This is a genomic window from Sphaerospermopsis sp. FACHB-1194, from assembly GCF_014696235.1.
Classification (GTDB): Bacteria; Cyanobacteriota; Cyanobacteriia; order Cyanobacteriales; family Nostocaceae; genus Sphaerospermopsis; species Sphaerospermopsis kisseleviana.
Genome location: NZ_JACJPU010000020.1, coordinates 12,841 through 32,367 on the forward strand (window position 1 = coordinate 12,841; position 19,527 = coordinate 32,367).

Here is a 19,527-nt window from a genome sequence, read left to right on the forward strand (position 1 = left end):
GACTCCTGACTCCTGACTCCTGACTCCTGACTCCTGACTCCTGACTCCTGACTCCTGACTCCTGACTCCTGACTCCTGACTCCTGACTCCTGAATTATAATTTATTATGCTGCATCACTGAAGTAGATGACTTTTCCACCATAAGCACGATGTAGGTTTTCTTCTGTGAGAACTTGTTGGCGTGAACCTGTGGCGATTAGTTCACAATTCAGTAAAATTAAATCATCAAAATGGGTGATTGATTCGCCTAAGTCGTGGTTTACTACTAATACAATTTTATTGGCTGCTGTTAGTTCGTGAAAAACTTCAAAAATTATTGTTTGGGTTTTTTGATCTATTCCTACAAAGGGTTCGTCAAAACAAAAAATTTCTGCTTGTTGGGTTAATGCACGGGCTAAAAATACTCTCTGTTGTTGTCCTCCTGATAGTTCTCCAATAGGGCGATCGCTGTATTCTTTCATTCCTACCCGTTCTAAGGCTGCTTTTGCTACTTGGCGACTAACAGCCGAGAAACTACGCAACCAACCTGTTTTTTTTACACGCCCCATCATCACTACATCCCACACTGTAGCGGGGTAATTCCAGTCTATTTGGCTTCTTTGTGGTACGTAGGCAACTTTTTCTAGTTGCTGCATTAAAGGTTTATTTTCATACAAGACGTTACCGCTACTCTTGGGAACTAATCCCAACATGGCTTTCATTAGTGTGCTTTTACCAGCACCATTAGGTCCAAAAATTCCTGTTAATTTTCCTGGTTTGATGATGCAGTTCACATCCCGTAAAGCTTCTTGTGTGCGGTAATATACTCCTAAATGGGATATGTTAATGGTTGCTTGAGAACTCATATCAATAGATTTTCTCGTTTGTACAGGTATTTCCTGTGACTGTCTCCGTAATAAATTGAATGTTTGGTAAAAAGAAATATTTTGCATATCGGTGTTTAAAATATCTATTCTTTGAGCTTACTATAAAAATGAGAAAAAAATGAAAAAACCAATAATTTGAATTAATCAATTAGATAAATGAAACTAATGTCAGGGATAGACTGCCGCACTGTGTTTAAGAAAACAAAGATTGCTTTCCATATTTCCCCGTTTTGTTTGGGAATATTTCTACCTTTGGTTTTATTTGGTTGTACTCCTTCTGAGTCGCAACCACCGGGGGATGGTAAGCCGCAAGTTGTAGCAACTAGCACTATCATTGCTGATTTGGCGGAGGAGGTTGGAGGAGAGGAAATAAATTTAACTGGTATTCTCCAACCAGGTGCAGATCCGCACGTTTATGAACCTGTACCCGCAGATAGTCGAGTTTTGGCAACAGCGGATTTAATTTTATATAACGGTTACAACTTAGAACCGGGAATTATTAAGTTAATGAATGCTGCTGGAGGAAAAGCGAAAAAGTTAGCGGTGGGAGAAGTTGTTGAACCTTTAAAACTAGAAGAAAGTCAAGGGCAAATTGTCCCCGATCCTCACGTTTGGGGCAGTGCAGAAAATGCTATCTCTATGGTAAATGCTATTAGAGATTCATTGATTGAGTTATCACCAGAGGACAAAGAAAAATTTACTCAAAATGCAAAAAAATTGACAAATGAATTACAACAATTAAATAATTGGATTCAACAACAAATTCAAACTATTCCCCCAGAAAAACGCAAATTGATTACTACCCACGATGCTTTTCAATATTATGCTAATGCTTATGGTTTGGAAATTGCCGGAACTTTAATAGGGATTAGCACTGAAGAACAACCAAGCGCCCAGACTGTGAAACAATTAGTTGATGAGATTAAAAAAATAGGTGTGCCGGCAATTTTTGCGGAAACTACAATTAATCCCGCTTTAATCAAAACGGTAGCGGAAGATGCTGGTGTGAAACTTGCACCAAATCAACTTTACTCTGATTCTATTGGTGAAAAAGGAAGCGAGGCAGAGACTTACATAAAAATGATGGAAGCCAATACCCGCACCATTGTTGAAGCTTTGGGTGATAGTTGATAGTTGATAATTGATAGTTGATAATTGATAATTAATTATCCACTGTCAAGGGAGCATCCCAAATGTGTAAGTTTATTTTTTTGCAATCTTGCATTTTCTCCCAGGCTTGATCTGATTGAACCGCAAAGAACGCAAAGGACACAAAGTTAAGAGGGTTTAAGAGAGTTTTTAGTATTGCTGCGTTTATGTTGTCAAAATTGGGATGCTACCACTGTCAATTGTCAATTGTCAATTGTCAATTATCAATTATCAATTGTTAAGGCAGCAGTCACAAGGCTCAAATTTTCGATATAAATAGATATGTAATCTATTTTTTTGCTGTCACCTTGTCTCAACTGCAAGAAACTCATTTAAACCGCGCCCGTGCTAGTCTTAGACAAGCGATATCTTGGTATGGATATCTCCGCAAGTCAGGCCAGCTATCATCTAAACAAGAATTAGCAGGTTTGGTAAAACCAGAAATAGAGGTTTTAACCACCACACTTAGCAAACTAGACTCTAATGTGGTGAGAATAGCGGCCTTTGGTTTGGTGAGTCGTGGTAAGTCTGCGGTGTTAAATTCTTTGCTGGGGGAAAAAATTCTGCAAACTGGACCGCTGAATGGTGTGACTCAATGGCCGCGATCGCTACGTTGGAAACCAGGTGGTAAGGTAATTGTCGAATTAATTGATACACCTGGTTTAGATGAGATTGAGGGAGAAACCAGGGCGCAAATGGCGCGAGATGTGGCACAGCAAGCTGATTTGATTTTGTTTGTGGTGTCGGGAGATATTACTAGAACTGAGTATCAAGCATTGCTGCAATTACGTCAAGCACAAAAACCGCTGATTTTAGTATTTAATAAAATTGATTTGTATCCTGATACAGATAGAAAAAGCATTTATCAGAATTTACAAGTTTTAGGTGCTGGAGATCCCCAAGCGACACCATTATTACCTGATGAAATTGTCATGGTTGCAGCAGAACCTGCACCGATGGAAGTCAGAGTAGAATATCCTGATGGAAGTGTGAGTTATGAATGGGAAACACCACCTCCCCAGGTAGATGAACTGAAACAAACAATTTTGCATATATTAAATAGAGAAGGGCGATCGCTCTTAGCTTTAAATGCACTCATTCAAGCGCGGGAAGCTGAAGAAGTTATTGCCCAAAAAACTGTTGATTTTCGGCAACAAGAAGCGGAAGATATTATTTGGAAGTTCGCAACATATAAAGCTTTAGCTATCGGGTTAAATCCTATCGCTTTTTTAGATATTATTGGTGGTGTAATTACAGATTTAGCTTTAATTCGTTCCTTAGCTAGATTATATTCTTTACCCATGACTAGCTATGAAGCAACAAATTTATTAAGAACGATTTTATTGAGTTCCGGTGGTTTATTATTAGGAGAAATAGGCAGTAGTTTTGTATTAGGTTTAGGTAAAAGTTCTGCTGTTATTGCTAGTGGTGATAATCCTCTGAATATTACTACATTTGCTGGTAGTGCGATCGCTCAAGGCGGTATTGCTGGTTATGGTGCTTATGCTGTGGGTAAAGCTGCACAGGTCTATTTAGAAAAAGGCTGTACGTGGGGACAATTGGGCGCTAATACCGTCATTCAGGAGATTTTGACCCAAGTTGATAAAAATACAATTTTGTATCGTTTAAAGGAAGAATTAATAATTGATAATTGATAATTGATAATTGATAATTGTTGCTTCTTTAGTACCTAGAACACCGATTCATTAATCGTCAGGGCGTATAGCATTCGGACAGAATATGAACTGGTTTCAGTGATAGGTTATCACCCGAATGCTGATGCTTCCAGCACGCTTCGCGAACGCCCCTACAAGGTAAAAACAAAAATTTTCAATTAATTGTCAATTATCAATTGTCAATTATCAATTGTTTTAAGCTGTTACACAGCTAAATTGTATAATCCTAATATTCTGAACTCTTGTGGAACAGGCATCTTGCCTGTTCCACTTATACAAATTAAATGCACAACAGCTTAGGTTATCACCCGAATGCTGATGCTTCCAGCACGCTTCGCGAACGCCCCTACAAGGTAAAAACAAACATTTTCAATTAATTGTCAATTATCAATTGTCAATTGTCAATTGTTTGAACCCAGTCTTTCACAAACTAAAACAGTTCCTTTTTCTCCACGAGTAATTCTTAATTCTTCATCTAAATAAAGAATTTCTAAACGTCCTTTAGGAGAACGATTCATCATAAACGAAACTTCTCCAGTTTCAGGATTCATAGTTTGTGGAGGAACTAAACCAAACATCAACTTTAAAAAACCAGACATCAAAATATCTTGCCAACTTCTTTTTTCTGGTTTACCTTGTTCACTAAAAACCGCTTTCCAATCTTCTAAATTGGTTGTAGATTGCGGTTTTAAAATTCCTCCTGTAAACTGAACTTGTAGCAATGTATCACTGACAGATTGACAAATTCCTTGGTTGATTACAATTCCCGAAAGTTGGGGAACAGATTCATCAATAGTTGTAAATTCCACCACAATATCATGAGTTCTTTGCTCTCCATTTCCTACTGGAAACACAGGTTGCAAAACGCGATCAATTACTAATTTTAATTTTGTTGGTTGAAACATATTAAAAGCCAAACGCCCCAAAGTATAAGCATATTTGCCATTTGCTAGTAGTTCACCTTGGGGAAAATTTGGCGCACTGATCAACAACCATTCACTATCCATTAAACTACCACTTTGGGCTGGTGCTTTTGTCGGGTTGAAAGATTGGAGATTTTCAATTGCAGCAATGACATTTTGATCTTTAGTATTACCACCACAAGCAGCTAATATTTGACGTAACTCTGTTTTCGCTGCTGTACATTTTCCCGCATCTACTATCATAGTTTTACTTTTTTTGTTAAAATACTTGAGTAATACAATTTTAGACAATTGGCTGATTTCTGCGGAACATCCCAATTTTGCCAAAATAACCGCAGCAACACCAAAAACTCTCTGAAACTCTCTTACCTTTGCGTACTTTGCGTACTTTGCGGTTCAATCATAAGCTGATTTTTGAAATCTATCTGCCAAAATTATTAAAAAATTGTTATCTTAGTTTTGGGGTAATAAACATTATTTACAATCATTGTTAATTCTATCATGTCCAACAGCATTATCCAGTCAAACGCATCTCCAACCATAACCACAGAATTACTTCCCGCTGGTGGACTCGATCCAGATCGCTTTGATTGGCAAGAGGTATGGTATCCTGTTCATTATGTGGAAGATTTAGACAAAACCCAGCCTACTCGCTTCACTTTGCTAGAGAAGGATCTGGTTTTATGGTGGGATAATAACGCGCATATATGGCGAGCATTTTTAGATCAATGTCCTCACCGTTTAGCGCCTCTATCAGAAGGTAGAATTAATGAAGATGGATTGTTAGAATGTCCTTATCATGGTTGGACTTTTTCAGGCACGGGAAAATGCGATCGCATTCCCCAACAAGTCGCAGGAGGAAAAGCAGAAATTTCTCAACGTGCTTGTGTAACTTCATTCCCAACCACCGTTAAACAAGGAATGTTATTTGTTTATCCGGGAACTGCGGAAAATGCCTCTAAAACTAAAGTTCCCATTGTTGATATTTTAGAAGAAGAACCGGAAGGTTGGGTTTGTCTCAATACTTTTAGAGATATTCCCTATGATGCTTTGACGTTAATGGAAAATGTCTTAGATTCTAGTCATATACCTTACACCCATCACCGTACCGTCGGCAACCGCGCTAATGTTGCTCCTGTGGAATTAGAAGTAGTAGAATCAGGAAAATGGGGATTTAAAGGAATTTGGGAAGAAGGACCCCGCAAAGGTACTTTAGGAAAACAATATACTACTTTTATTGCTCCTGGTTTAATGTGGCATGACTTGACATCTAAACAGTTTGGTAGAACTTTAACTGTTGTTTATGCTACTCCAATTCGTAAAGGTGAATGTCGGTTATTTGCGATTTTTCCTTTTAAGTTTTCTGCTAAATTACCAGGAATATTTTTAAAATTAACTCCCCGTTGGTATTCTCACATTGGACAAAATGGGGTTTTAGAAGATGATCAAATTTTCTTACATCATCAAGAAAGATATTTAGCCGCACGGGGTGGAAGTGAGAATTTTACTAAGGCGTTTTATTTGCCAACTAAGGCAGATTTATTTGTATTTCAATTGCGTTCTTGGGTGAATCAATATAGTATTGATCCGTTTCCTGGAAAAAGTTTCTCACCACCATTATCAAAGGAAGAGTTGTTAGATAGATACCACTCCCATACAAAAAAATGTGCTAGTTGTCGGGGTGCTTTGGCTAATTTACAAAAGTTGCGGATGGGGGTTGCAGGGTTAACAGTTTTGGTTTGGGGGTTGCTTCCTTTGCTGATGTTTGTTTATAAGCAGCAGGATATTTTTACTGTTGGTTTTCTGTCTTTGGTTGTGGTTGGTGGTGCAGGAATTTGGTTTGGTTTGGGTAGGTTGGAAAAACGGTTTTATCAGGGGCGGTTGATACCACCAAGAAATTTACCGGATAATGGATAATTAAATCACATTTTTTTATTTCACGCAGAGACGCAGAGGCGCGGAGTAAGAGAATTAGAGAATAAGAAGGGTGTGGTAAAAATACTTGAAAGCTGCTGTCAAGTTTGAATGAGGAAGTTGTCAATTATCAATTGTCAATTGTCAATTGTTTTAGTTCTTTACGGGCTAATTTAACGTAGGTTTTGACGGTGGAGTAGGGGATTTCTAAATCTTGGGATATTACTTTTAATGATTCGCCCATTTCTCGTCTTGCTAATATTGTCGCCCAAGTTGTGGCTATTTTTTCGGTGCGATCGCCTCCTGTGCGTTTGCGTGTTGCGGTGAATATTGCTGTTAGTTCTTCTATGCGTTCTGGTAGCAGGTTGTTGATAATTTCTGCTGATGTATTGGTTTCTGGTTCTACCCATTCTAACAGGGTTTGTCCGAGTCCAAAGGTGGTTTTATGTCCTGTGCCACAGTAGGGAGCAAGTTGAATTAAGGCATAAAATAATTGGGTAAATTCTCTGTTGGTTAATGCTGTTTTACTCAACCCCAGAGATATCGCTCCTGTAAAACCTGTGACTGAACCTCTTTTACCGGCTGCAACTTTTACTGTTTCTAAGCGGTATTTGTGAATGATGACGTTTTCATCTATCCATTCTAAAAAGGGATCTTGTTCTATGGACATTCCTGAAAAGTCGTTCCAGCGTCTGAGGTAACTATGAAAAAGATTAACAGGAACGGGAAGGGGGAAATGATGTCCTTTGCGGCGAAAACTGGTAGGGGAAATAAAGCTAAGATTAATGTTTGTGTGTTTGCCGAGGGATGATTGTAGGATTTGGTGATATGTAGTTGGTGGATGGAGAATACTAACTTTTTTTATTTGTAGGGAAGCATCTCTTAAATTTAGGGTTGGTGGGAGTTGGGTTAACCACTGACTTAAAAACTCTACTACTGGTTGGGAAAATGTGTGAAGATGCCAGCGATAGGTTTGGTTTGCTTGCAGTTGTAGTTGTTTACCTGCGGGAAGCAGTTGGCCTTCTAAAGCTGAGATGTTGAAGGGTTTTTCTGACTCTCCATCATGAAGATATGCGGACAGGGTAGGGTTAATTTGTCTGACTTGATCTAGAAACCAGGCATGAAGTCCGATGGTGTATTGTGAGTATAGGTATGTGGAATTGGTTGCTTCTAGGTCAAAGACTAGGCCGACTAATTCGCTATTATCTGCCCATACTAGAGGAGTATTTTTAGATGGGGTTTTGCGTTTGCTGGATGTAGCTGTTCTGGGCATGATTTTGAGGCTACATAATGTGATTTTCTGTATTATACTATGTTTTGGTCCCCTGGTGGGGATGGGGTGAGGAGTGGGGAGTCAGGAGTCAGGAGATCAAGGAGTCAGGAGATCAAGGAGTCAGGAGTCAGGAGTCAGGAGTCAGGAGTCAGGAGTCAGGAGTCAGGAGTCGGGACTTGAATATAAAATAGAAAGAGTGCAGTAATTATTTGTAACAAAAAAACTCTTGACAAGTAGGTTGCTAAATTTTACTCTTAGATCAGGATAAATTTGGCAGACCTAGAGCGGGGTCAAAAACCCTGGGGGGTCCGCCAAATCGCCAGAACCTTGATAATTGAATAGTTCTAGCGTTTCATCAGTTTCAGTTGGCAGTTGACCCGAAGCCTGAAATGAGGTTTTTTGAGAGGTCCGCCAAATTCCCCCCTACAGTCTGCTCCCAGACTATGTTTCAGAGGGCGGGGTTTCTAATTACCTAATCCCCGCAAGGGGACTGAAACAGAAATCAGTGAATCAACTATCACTAAATATAAAGTTTCTAATTACCTAATCCCCGCAAGGGGACTGAAACAACCTGAGAGGGAAAGAGAACACTTTAAGCTTCTTTGTTTCTAATTACCTAATCCCCGCAAGGGGACTGAAACCCCCCATAAAGTAGAAGGAGAGAAAGCAGCATTCTCAAGTTTCTAATTACCTAATCCCCGCAAGGGGACTGAAACCCCACATATTGCATTAAGTTTCTTGGACTAAGGGTTTCTAATTACCTAATCCCCGCAAGGGGACTGAAACTAAACACCACCAGAATCTTCGTTAATTAGAAAATGTTTCTAATTACCTAATCCCCGCAAGGGGACTGAAACGCTTCTGTTTGTATCACTCTAGAGCTATGTTGAGTTTAGCTGAAGTTTCTAATTACCTAATCCCCGCAAGGGGACTGAAACATAGACAATAGTGAGTTTTTTACAGCTTCCTTGGTTTCTAATTACCTAATCCCCGCAAGGGGACTGAAACATATCTTCTGGTCTTAGCAACCCTTGGATAGTAATTTGTTTCTAATTACCTAATCCCCGCAAGGGGACTGAAACGCCACTATGTCGCTATTTTGTGGCTTTAGAGGCTCATTTGGTTTCTAATTACCTAATCCCCGCAAGGGGACTGAAACTAGTTTTAGCCTTTCTTGCTGGATGTCGTCACGCTCGTTTCTAATTACCTAATCCCCGCAAGGGGACTGAAACCACACTCACCATCTGCACTACGACACCAGATTTATCGTTTCTAATTACCTAATCCCCGCAAGGGGACTGAAACATAAATATCACCCTGTACAATTCCCCTAATTCCTAGTAGTGTTTCTAATTACCTAATCCCCGCAAGGGGACTGAAACCCCCACATCTGCATTACTTACCCCACATCTGGGGAGTGTTTCTAATTACCTAATCCCCGCAAGGGGACTGAAACATTTCTCCGGTTTTGGGGGATTGTTCCGGGTAATCGTTTCTAATTACCTAATCCCCGCAAGGGGACTGAAACTTGCGATTTGTTCATTTTCGGGATGGGTATGTTCCCATGTTTCTAATTACCTAATCCCCGCAAGGGGACTGAAACTAGAGAATCTAGCTCGAATTGTTGAGACAGAAAATGTTTCTAATTACCTAATCCCCGCAAGGGGACTGAAACACTATCATTGATATCGTAGAGTTTAATTGTGTATTGTTTCTAATTACCTAATCCCCGCAAGGGGACTGAAACCTGCTATATTCTCATCTGTGAGGGGGTCAGGAATACCGTGTTTCTAATTACCTAATCCCCGCAAGGGGACTGAAACATTTCTCCTGCTCTGGATTGTTCGGGATAATCTTGGTTTCTAATTACCTAATCCCCGCAAGGGGACTGAAACCTGTATCTGGGGCTGGCTGTAATCCTTGTGGTACAAGGGGTTTCTAATTACCTAATCCCCGCAAGGGGACTGAAACCTCAGAAGTCGTTTTATAAAACCAGTCCTCCTCAAGTTTCTAATTACCTAATCCCCGCAAGGGGACTGAAACTTTCATGATTACCCTTCCTGTCCAAATACTTGAATTAGTTTCTAATTACCTAATCCCCGCAAGGGGACTGAAACCATCTTTCTCACCCGCCATATAAGTAGCAATAGCCAGTTTCTAATTACCTAATCCCCGCAAGGGGACTGAAACGTAGATGAGAATGAACAGCAAATTGTAGACATTATCAAAAGTTTCTAATTACCTAATCCCCGCAAGGGGACTGAAACCATTCTGGTTAAACAAAGACTCAACATACTGATACAGTTGTTTCTAATTACCTAATCCCCGCAAGGGGACTGAAACAAACTGCCCAATTCTATTAATCATTGCTTTTGGTGTTTCTAATTACCTAATCCCCGCAAGGGGACTGAAACATCAAAAAATCCTTCAATAGTTTCAAACAAGTCATCGTTTCTAATTACCTAATCCCCGCAAGGGGACTGAAACCCGTAGTTTAGGTTGGATTGCAGGATTTGTTTAGCGTTTCTAATTACCTAATCCCCGCAAGGGGACTGAAACAAAACGTCTCCAGCATTTATACCAAGACTTTTTCCGGTTTCTAATTACCTAATCCCCGCAAGGGGACTGAAACTCACCACCTAACTCTTTAACCGCTGAACGGTAAAGTTTCTAATTACCTAATCCCCGCAAGGGGACTGAAACATGACCTCTACATAACTTTCTGGTACACCATTTCTTTGTTTCTAATTACCTAATCCCCGCAAGGGGACTGAAACAGGTCTCCATCTGTGTAGCCCTCATCAGAGCTATACAGGTTTCTAATTACCTAATCCCCGCAAGGGGACTGAAACGCAAAAGGCAAAACCTACTGGCTACCTGCTCTGGTTTCTAATTACCTAATCCCCGCAAGGGGACTGAAACTTAACATTAGGTCTTACTTCCATTAAGAACTGGAGTTTCTAATTACCTAATCCCCGCAAGGGGACTGAAACTTTACTTATGTCCTTACCACGGTTGAATACGGTAGTTTCTAATTACCTAATCCCCGCAAGGGGACTGAAACATGACAGATCCGCACCTTTAAGCCCTTATCAGGCTGTTTCTAATTACCTAATCCCCGCAAGGGGACTGAAACCCGTTAGCATCCAGCTTTTTAGTAGCTTTCCCTAGCGTTTCTAATTACCTAATCCCCGCAAGGGGACTGAAACTGGCTATAGTTTCCACTGATTGAATCCTAAAAGGTTTTAGGTTTCAAACTACCAACTCCCCGCAAGGAGAATAAAACGTTTAAATGAATCAAATTGAAACAGATATCAATACTGCTCGGTTAAGGATTTTCGTAGGTTGGGTTGAACAAAGTGAAACCTAACAAACCCTTGTCAATGTTGGGTTTCGTTCCTCAACCCAACCTACGCGATTTTATTTTTTTGTGCTTAACCGACAAGTATTGAAACAGATATTACAAAGATAATTAAAGCCCAAAGATTAAGTTTTTCAGAACTTTTTTAAATTTAAGGCTGCATAGCTATAAAGTAATAGAAGTAAATTAATTTAACCAGTAATTTACAAGATAAAAATCGAGCAATTACAACTTGTGTGCAGTAATTTAACTGGTAATTTTTTTGGTTCTACCGTACTTGTTATGCTAAATTACCAGTCTGAAAGAGGGAACTCTTAACAGGGAACTCTTAACAGGGTAAAGAGGCAATTTTTGTAAAAATATCCAATATTTGTAACTTATGTCTTATGTATATTAAGCCTTCCGCAGTTTTTTGAGATTGATTTTGCATACTATGTACTGAAGAACCATTTTTTTTGCTTATGTAATTTACATCAATTAGTAATAATTTATCCAGAAATTTTTCTCCTTTTTAAATTTTCTAGAAGAAGCAACATAGTTAAAAGTGGGATATTTTCCATCGTTGACTTTTCTGGTAAGAGTTAGGAGTTAGATTATGCGGATTCTGATGATTCAACCCAATTATCATTCTGGTGGTGCGGAAATTGCGGGAAATTGGCCACCTAGTTGGGTTCCCTATGTGGGTGGGGCGTTGAAAACTGCTGGCTTTACCGACATTCGTTTTGTTGATGCCATGACTGATTATATTGCTGATGATGCTTTAGCAGAAATTATCAAAAAGCATCAGCCAGATATTGTTTTGGCGACAGCAATTACACCGATGATTTATCAATCGCAAAAAACCCTAGAAATTGTTAAACAAGTTTGCCCTGAAGCTACAACTATTATGGGTGGGATTCATCCTACCTATATGTACAGTGAAGTTCTCAATGAAGCTCCTTGGGTAGATTATATTATTCGGGGTGAAGGGGAAGAAATAACTGTTAATTTAATCAGTGCGATCGCTCGCGGAAAAGATGAAGCAGAACGTCGTAATATCTTAGGTATTGCTTTCTTAGAAAATGGGCAAGTTGTCGCTACACCAGCCCATCCGCCGATTGCTGATTTAGATACTCTCACCCCAGATTGGGATTTATTAGATTGGAGTAAATATATCTATACTCCGCTAAATGTGCGGGTAGCTGTTCCCAACTATGCTAGAGGTTGTCCTTTCACCTGTCGTTTTTGTTCCCAGTGGGCATTTTGGCGCAAATATCGTTCTAGCAGTCCGAAACAATTTGTTGATCAAATCGAAATTTTGGTGAAAAAACATAAGGTGGGATTTTTCATTTTAGCAGATGAAGAACCAACTATTAATAAACCCAAATTTATCGCTTTGTGTAACGAGTTGATAGAAAGAAATTTGGGTGTGCATTGGGGAATAAATACCAGGGTGACGGATATATTGCGGGATGAACATGATTTACCATTGTACCGCAAAGCTGGGTTAGTTCATGTTTCCTTGGGAACAGAAGCAGCAGCACAATTAAAATTGAATTTGTTCCGTAAAGAAACCACAATTGAACAAAATAAACGGGCAATTCAATTGTTAAAACAAAATGGTATGTTGGCGGAAGCTCAATTTATTATGGGTTTGGAAAATGAAACCCCTGAAACAATTGAGGAAACTTACAAAATGGCTTTGGATTGGAAAGCGGACATGGTAAACTGGAATATGTTTACTCCTTGGCCATTTTCTGAGTTATTTCAAGATTTGGGCGATCGCGTTGAAGTGAGGGATTATTCTCAATATAATTTTGTTACTCCGATCATGAAACCCGACGCAATGGAAAGGGAAGATGTATTAAAAGGAGTGCTGCGAAATTATGCCCGGTTTTACCTCCGCAAAAGTTTTGAGTATTGGTTTGAGAAGGATGCTTTTAAACGTAAGTATCTTTTAGGTTGTTTGAAAGCTTTTGTGACAACCACCCTCAACAAACGATTTTACAATTTAAAACGGGTGAAGTATAAGGGGTTAAACACAGAAATTGAGTTAGGTTTTGACGAGTCGAAGATTCTCACCCGTGAAGAAATTGCACAACGTAAACAAGAACATCCAGAATTAATGGCGGATGTGAATTTTACGGGTAATATTTCTGCTTGTGGCGCACCTAATGATCTGCCAGAGTTTGTAGAGTCAGAAGTGAAATTTTCCAGTAATATTTCTGCTTGTGGCGCTCCTAATGATCTGCCAGAGTTTGTAGAGTCTGAGTAGGTTAACGCCACGCTTCGCTATGATTCCCAGTCGGGATACAATACTTTTCGGTTACAGCGGTTTTCATGTCTTTAGACCACAGTCAGGGCGAAGCATTCGGATGATAGTCTTAGGTAAAAACCGATAATTAACTGTCCGAATGCTTCGCCCCTACATTGTTGACGCGAAATCTAAATCAAAATGTGGTTTATTTACCTGAAAATAGCTGTAAGCTCAAAACTAAGAAACTGGGTAGGTTGGGTTGAGTGTTAGCGGTTTGATTCAGATGCAGATGTGATTTTTAGGGAAATTGATGTACAGATTGATTTAAAGATGATCTCCTAATATATCAATCCAATAATTATTACCTTCAAAATGCCCATATAGTCTTTTAGCATCCCTATCTGACCAAGCATCACATTCATGGGTTGGTTCTGGAGAAAATTTACTTTTAAAAGGTCTACCTCTCAAGGGTTTAAAGTCAAGAGAACTGGGATTATATACTTCTTTATCAGAATCTAAAGATTCTAAATACTTGGAAAGCTGGTCTATTCTTTCATTGATAATTAGTAAGCGATCTTTTGATAAATTACTTGCATCCTGTATAAAGCGTTCAGAATAATTCAATTTTTTACTTACCGGAGGTAATAAATGTTTTTGATAGTATTGCTTGTAACATTTTTTCCATAAAAGTTTACCCCATTCTGATAGTGAAACACGATCATCAATTTGTTCTGTTAATGTTTCAGGAATTTCGTGACATTCTTCTGCATATAATTCTTGGGATAAAATTTCCATACGACGAAAAGCAGATAAATTTTTCTCAATAAATCCTTCTGGATCTAGCTGTATAGGTAAACGAGGAATTTTTAATAATTGAGAACCTGATTCAAATATATAAATACTTTCATCTGCATAAAACATGGCAACGGCTTGAAGAAATCCATTAACACTTTTGAATCCGCCTGTTAAGTTAAAAACTACATTCCAGTGAGGTCTGGCATATTGTAGTTCAAGCACTTCATCACACCATTGGACTATTTCAGATAAGGCAATTCTAAATGATTCAATGTCCTTAGTGGAAAGATTTTTAATATTTTTGGGAATTGCTTTTAACTTTTGTTGTTGTAACCATTCAGCTACCATATTAGCTGTCGTATTACCTAAATAAGTATCTGTAGCCAGTAAAATATGTTCCCCTTTTAGACTTCCAGCATAGTAAGTAATGATTCCATTTAGTTCAGCACTTAATTTTTTTGCTTCATTAATTCCTGAATTTTGTAGTAGAATTTTACGCTCATTGATGTGCTTAGAGATAATTTCTTTTTGTTCTTGGCTAAGTTCTTTTTCCTGCAAATTTGTTGTTTTATTGAGGAGTTTTCTAAGATTTTCATCTGTACCATTAGTTAACAAGCTAGTTCCACAAGGGGAAATAATAATTGTAGGTTTTGTATTCATGATTTTTTGCTCCTTTCTTTGATGTACTAATTAGATTCTTTAACTAATGTTTGTCCCATTCCCAACCGTGTCTTAATTCCTGTACCAGCAAACCGCGCATATTGAACTAATAAATTAGCCACATTTGCTAATAAAGGATCAGCACGTTGAAAAACCTGTAACCTCACATCACCAACAAATCCATTCACAAAACTTTTAGTGAGTTGAAAACTTCGTGTTTGAATTTTGTGATGTTTAAGTAAAATTGCATTATTAAGATAAGCAATTAATTCATCACCTCCTAAATAAACAGGTGCAAAATTATTCCACTTTTCCAACCAACTAGAAAACATTAATGTGGGAACAGGTAAACATAATTTTGAATTACCTTGAGCGAAAGCTGTAGGTGTGATAAATTGTAAGTGATAATTTCTCATAGCTTCCGGTTCATTTCCCACTAATTTTGTATATAATTCCTCATAGCTGGTGATTTCATCTTCTCGATTAATAATGTTAAATTTTGCCCCTAAAAATTCTAATGAATCGCCAAAATCTAGATGAGAAATTGCTTTAGCTGAGGTTTCATTTAATCCAGATAGGGATAATTGATAAAATTCTTCTGGATGGAAGGTGATAAAATCTCTGGATGTTAAATAATATCCTGTTATTCCTGAGTAGGAAACTGAAGGTATGATTTCCGATCCTATTTCTAGGTTTAGTTTTTGATGTATTTGTTTAATCAGTTCTAACCCATAAGGACGGGGTAAAATTGTTGATGTGGGTACGGTGAAGGTAAATGTAGAATTGATTAGCATTGTGATTATAAAGTATTATTTGATGGTTTTTATGATAAATTCTTAAACTTAACCCATCCTGGTACAAATTTAATCTCTCCATCAGAACTTATAATAGTTCTCCGAGATTTTGGCGCTTCAAAACCAGGTGCTTTTAAACCACAAATATCTCTTAATTCTGCTCTCAAATCATCATCAAAACATAACCCTACTGTTGTTCCTGTCATCCCACTACCCCAACCTAATCGCATTGAGTAGGGACATTTTTCTGGTTCATAAAAATCACCAATATTACTAAAATCTAAGTTTTTACCAGATGCTTGAGGATTATTTTCTATTGTATTCCAATAATCATGTTCATAATCCCATTGTTCTTGTGCAAATTCTTGACATATTTGTAATAATTCATCAATGTTGTTAAATGGTAGTTTCATTCCTTGTTTATGTTTAAACCAAGTCAACATTTGTTGATCTAATGTAATAGTAAATTCGGTTTTCACATTCCGCACCATTTCCACATAAAGAGAAGCTTTATATTTCGCTCGATAGTCATCAAATCTACTAGAAACTATAACTTCTACCACGACTGGTAAATTTATAGGAATGGGTTTACCTGTTTTTCCAGGAACTTCGGTTTTAATTAATGATTCGGAATCACTAATTTTTAAACAGCGTAAAAGGTCTGTATTTTGACTACTACCACTAAATGCTTTACCTTGATAAATTAAGGAAAAATCAGAAAATAAACTATCCATTATTTTATCATCAGCAAATGTTTGATTCCGTTTATTATTTAATTCTCCTAATCTTGCTTTAAGTTGTTTTTCAATTTCACTGACTCTGCTAGTTTGGGGAATTTTATATTTATCTGGATGTTTTAATAAATGATAAAGTATCGCAGTTTTCATTGCTCCTTTAATGGATGAACCAGGAATAAATAAATATCCCATCCCATTGCGAATCATCGGACGTAAATCTGTAACTCTTTCCGCTAATTTGTGACTAATTGCATTTTCAGGAAAGATAGGATTTTCATTGCTGTCTGTTGCTGTCCACCATTTATTACCAAATGCTTGTTCTAACAGTTTGGTAATATTTTCATTATTTTCAATTGCTTGAATATAATCATTTAAAAATCTTCCTCCTTTTTTTAATAAACCTTTAGCTAATGCTTCTTGGTTAGGAAGATAAACTTTTTTTGCTGTCTGTACATATTCAAAGGGATTTAACCTAGATACAGATGAACCAATATGTAAAATAGGACCGGTTAACTGTATTTTTCTGGTTTCATACAAGTCTGGTTTTTTTAATGCTAATTGAGCAACAATTGTCATTATCTTTTTCCTCTTTTGTATTAATTGGTAGAGTTAAACTAATACCACTACGGTAAATTTGATGTCTTGTAAATTCTGTTGGTGTCACATTTACCAGTTTTCCAGTACGTGAGGAGGTAAAAACTGAACCTTCAGTAAACATCCGCACCATTTGACGACGAATTTGGCTTTCTACTATCCATCCTCCTCTTTCTTGGATTTCATAACTGGAATTTTCCAGAAAGTCTGGTTGTAGGTGAGAATCCCAAAATAAGCTAATTAAAGTGTGAAATTTACCACCTTTAAAACTAACAACTTTTTGCCAAATTTCTGGTAATTCTGACCATTTAGCTGTGAATCTTCCCGCACCACTAGAACGTTCTCCTCCTATTCCTTCTTCTCCTAAAAAATGTAAAGCTGCTTGCAATTTATCCGCTAATTTTTCACCTTTTGGAGAAAGTTCGATAAGAAAATATAATCCTGCGGAGTTATCACCACTAGCAAAGTGAACAAAGCCAGTATGATAAAGGTTAGTTGCTGTGGTAACTCTATCAATTCCTATTTTTGGGAGTTGATGAGTTTTACAAGCTTTTTTGTAATTAAATGTTTCCGCTGCTGCTAGTTTTCCTTCTGGTTTATCTTCACGATAATTTTTTAATTCCTCGTGATCTTCCTTTGAAAATCCTGTTCCTTGATACCATCTTTGCCAAATTTCTAAGGGTAAATAATTCAGCTTTTTGTAGGTTTTGAAAAATTCTAAATCATCATCTGGATAGTTGATAGGAAATTTTAGAGGACGGGGAAGATAGTAAATAGTATTTTGAGTATTTTGAGTATTTTGAGTATTTTGACTTTTATCTTTCCCCACTTCTCGATAGATAAATGTTGAACTAATGCGGAATGGTGGAATTAGTTCAGGATTTTTTGCAGTGGGAAATAGTTGTAATAATTCCTCTACTGCATCTTTCCCAAACATCCGCGCATAGTTGCTAACCCAAGCACTAAATAAACTATCGGAACGGATGCGATCGCTCGTTTCTTCCATTCCTATTCCTACTTCCCCAAAATGCGCGGGATTGTTACCAAAGTTGAGTTTAACTAATTTCCAAACACTCATGATTAATTTCCTGGTAATAATCGCTGGATGTACTCGCGCAAATTTCTAAAATTATCTAAAAGTGCTTGAGTGTTACTGATAGGTTCTAGTGATTGTATTGCTGATGTTCCTCCTGGTGTTTGTGTCATTTGGCGATATTGTTCTAAACTGCGATAGGTAAAAAGAAAATTCTCAAATCTTACTTTTCCATATCCTCTAGAACCATTTCCTCCTAGTGCATCATCTTCTAAAAATGCCAGAGCGATCGCTATATTTTCTAAATCTTTCACTGCTTGTTCAGCATTTTCTACCGTGTAAACTAACTCAAAATTAAACTTTGAACCCGCAGGAACTCTTTCTAATTGTCGGGGGTTTGCTGCTGCTGTTACTCTGTCGATATTATTTTCAAATTTCCATTCTGTCATAAACAAACCAGTATCCACTTGTTTTAATTGTGTTGCGGAATCTGGATGTAAATGACTGTCTCTAATGATTAAACGACTGGGTGCATTTCTACCACTAGAGATTTTTACACAGTTGTAATTTTTATTTTCATGTTGAATTGTGCGAGTAGGACTTTTATCAGAAAACAAACCTTCCTTTTTCGCGGTTTCTATTTCCATCCAAAAGTTAGAACCACCTGTAGAACCAAATAAACGACTTATTTGGCAAGTTCTCGCACCTTCATAACGAATAAAACGATCTCTTTCTACTTCGGTAAAACCATCAGCTAAATCATCACTTTCATAACGTCGAGTATCACGACTACCTGGACGGTTTAAAGGTTTATTTAATAACCGTTCTAATGTTGCTCTTAATTTACCTTTAATTGATGATCCAGGTAAATATGGATATTTAGTTAAAGGATCACGAATTACTGGTTTATCTAATCCTCCAATATCTAAATTTTCACCACCACCACCAATATGTAAACCTGTTTGTGCTGTTAATTGACACTTGAGAGAAACTTTTCCTAATAAGGGAGTTTGTGTATAAGATACTGTCATGATTATTTTCCTCCTTCTGCTTTGTGATAAGCAATAATTGATTCTAAAAATTGTACTAAACGTTCAAAATCTTCTTTGCTATGAACTTTATCAATAGCAATTGACATGACATCACTTAATGGTTTTGCTGCTTTTTGTCTAGCTGCTGCATAAGCTAATTTTGGTTGCAATAAAACCACGTCTGTTTCTATTGCAGAAAAATCTCCTTTTTCAGCTAATTCGGCTTTTAAACGATTGACAGCATCTAGAAACTTACGTACTTGATTAGTTTCTAATCTTTGTTGTTTTAGAAATGGTCCAAATTTTTTAGCATGATTAACTAAATGTCTGATAGGATATGTTTTTAATCCTTCTGGCAATCCACCAATAGTTTTTATAATCTCGTCAACAATATTATGTGTATCACTGATATTATTTTGAGAAATTGATAATTGATTGGAACTTACTGATGGAGAAGATATTTTTGGTTTAATAGGTTCTGGCAT

The 19,527-nt window shown here is 37.6% G+C and carries 14 protein-coding genes and 1 CRISPR repeat array; of the genes, 5 read left to right on the forward strand and 9 right to left on the reverse strand.

The window, feature by feature from the left end; translation table 11 throughout:
- Positions 1-104: 104 nt before the first annotated feature.
- Complete coding sequence (locus H6F45_RS13210; RefSeq protein WP_096569518.1) at positions 105-932, reverse strand: metal ABC transporter ATP-binding protein; 828 nt, start codon at positions 930-932, stop codon at positions 105-107.
- A 90-nt stretch (positions 933-1,022) separates the two neighbouring features.
- Here H6F45_RS13210 and H6F45_RS13215 point away from each other — a divergent pair, with 90 nt between their 5' ends.
- Entirely contained in the window at positions 1,023-1,997 is a 975-nt protein-coding gene (locus tag H6F45_RS13215) for a metal ABC transporter substrate-binding protein (RefSeq protein WP_137667772.1), read from the forward strand.
- A 326-nt stretch (positions 1,998-2,323) separates the two neighbouring features.
- On the forward strand, positions 2,324-3,670 hold the full coding sequence (locus tag H6F45_RS13220; protein ID WP_190347391.1) for a GTP-binding protein: 1,347 nt from the start codon (positions 2,324-2,326) through the stop codon (positions 3,668-3,670).
- A 422-nt stretch (positions 3,671-4,092) separates the two neighbouring features.
- On the opposite strand, the gene H6F45_RS13225 is transcribed toward H6F45_RS13220, so the two are convergent.
- A complete protein-coding gene (locus H6F45_RS13225; protein WP_242052615.1) occupies positions 4,093-4,905 on the reverse strand; it encodes a PAP/fibrillin family protein in 813 nt (270 codons plus the stop codon).
- A gap of 210 nt (positions 4,906-5,115) precedes the next feature.
- On the opposite strand from H6F45_RS13225, the gene H6F45_RS13230 reads away from it, so the two are divergent.
- Positions 5,116-6,531 carry a Rieske 2Fe-2S domain-containing protein gene (locus H6F45_RS13230; protein ID WP_190347392.1) on the forward strand — a complete coding sequence of 472 codons (1,416 nt, stop codon included), beginning with the start codon at positions 5,116-5,118 and terminating at the stop codon, positions 6,529-6,531.
- Between the two features lie 127 nt (positions 6,532-6,658).
- Here the strand turns inward: H6F45_RS13230 and cas6 (H6F45_RS13235) are convergent, their stop codons facing one another.
- Complete coding sequence (cas6, locus tag H6F45_RS13235; protein ID WP_190347393.1) at positions 6,659-7,801, reverse strand: CRISPR-associated endoribonuclease Cas6; 1,143 nt, start codon at positions 7,799-7,801, stop codon at positions 6,659-6,661.
- 39 nt (positions 7,802-7,840) lie between these two features.
- Between cas6 (H6F45_RS13235) and H6F45_RS13240 the strand changes: the two genes are divergently transcribed.
- Positions 7,841-7,981, forward strand: a complete 141-nt coding sequence (locus H6F45_RS13240) for a hypothetical protein (RefSeq protein WP_190347394.1) — start codon at positions 7,841-7,843, stop codon at positions 7,979-7,981.
- Positions 7,982-8,261: 280 nt separating this feature from the next.
- Positions 8,262-11,087: a CRISPR direct-repeat array (repeat unit 37 nt; unit sequence GTTTCTAATTACCTAATCCCCGCAAGGGGACTGAAAC).
- Positions 11,088-11,757: 670 nt separating this feature from the next.
- Complete coding sequence (gene bchE / locus H6F45_RS13245; RefSeq protein ID WP_096569531.1) at positions 11,758-13,416, forward strand: magnesium-protoporphyrin IX monomethyl ester anaerobic oxidative cyclase; 1,659 nt, start codon at positions 11,758-11,760, stop codon at positions 13,414-13,416.
- Between the two features lie 306 nt (positions 13,417-13,722).
- Here bchE and H6F45_RS13250 read toward each other — a convergent pair whose 3' ends face one another.
- Genes H6F45_RS13250 through csm2 form a run of 6 tightly spaced genes read right to left on the reverse strand, consistent with a single transcriptional unit; the run spans position 13,723 to position 19,527 of the window.
- Positions 13,723-14,853, reverse strand: a complete 1,131-nt coding sequence (locus H6F45_RS13250; protein WP_096569534.1) for a putative CRISPR-associated protein — start codon at positions 14,851-14,853, stop codon at positions 13,723-13,725.
- Between the two features lie 26 nt (positions 14,854-14,879).
- Positions 14,880-15,647 carry a CRISPR system precrRNA processing endoribonuclease RAMP protein Cas6 gene (gene cas6, locus H6F45_RS13255; RefSeq protein WP_190347395.1) on the reverse strand — a complete coding sequence of 256 codons (768 nt, stop codon included), beginning with the start codon at positions 15,645-15,647 and terminating at the stop codon, positions 14,880-14,882.
- A gap of 29 nt (positions 15,648-15,676) precedes the next feature.
- A complete protein-coding gene (gene csm5, locus H6F45_RS13260; protein ID WP_190347396.1) occupies positions 15,677-16,960 on the reverse strand; it encodes a type III-A CRISPR-associated RAMP protein Csm5 in 1,284 nt (427 codons plus the stop codon).
- A complete protein-coding gene (gene csm4, locus H6F45_RS13265) occupies positions 16,914-18,056 on the reverse strand; it encodes a type III-A CRISPR-associated RAMP protein Csm4 (RefSeq protein WP_190347397.1) in 1,143 nt (380 codons plus the stop codon). Before csm4 ends, csm5 begins: the two co-directional genes overlap by 47 nt.
- Before the next feature lie 2 nt (positions 18,057-18,058).
- Positions 18,059-19,042 carry a type III-A CRISPR-associated RAMP protein Csm3 gene (gene csm3, locus H6F45_RS13270; protein WP_190347398.1) on the reverse strand — a complete coding sequence of 328 codons (984 nt, stop codon included), beginning with the start codon at positions 19,040-19,042 and terminating at the stop codon, positions 18,059-18,061.
- Between the two features lie 2 nt (positions 19,043-19,044).
- Positions 19,045-19,527: a type III-A CRISPR-associated protein Csm2 gene (gene csm2 / locus H6F45_RS13275; RefSeq protein ID WP_190347399.1), complete on the reverse strand. Its 483-nt coding sequence runs from the start codon at positions 19,525-19,527 to the stop codon at positions 19,045-19,047.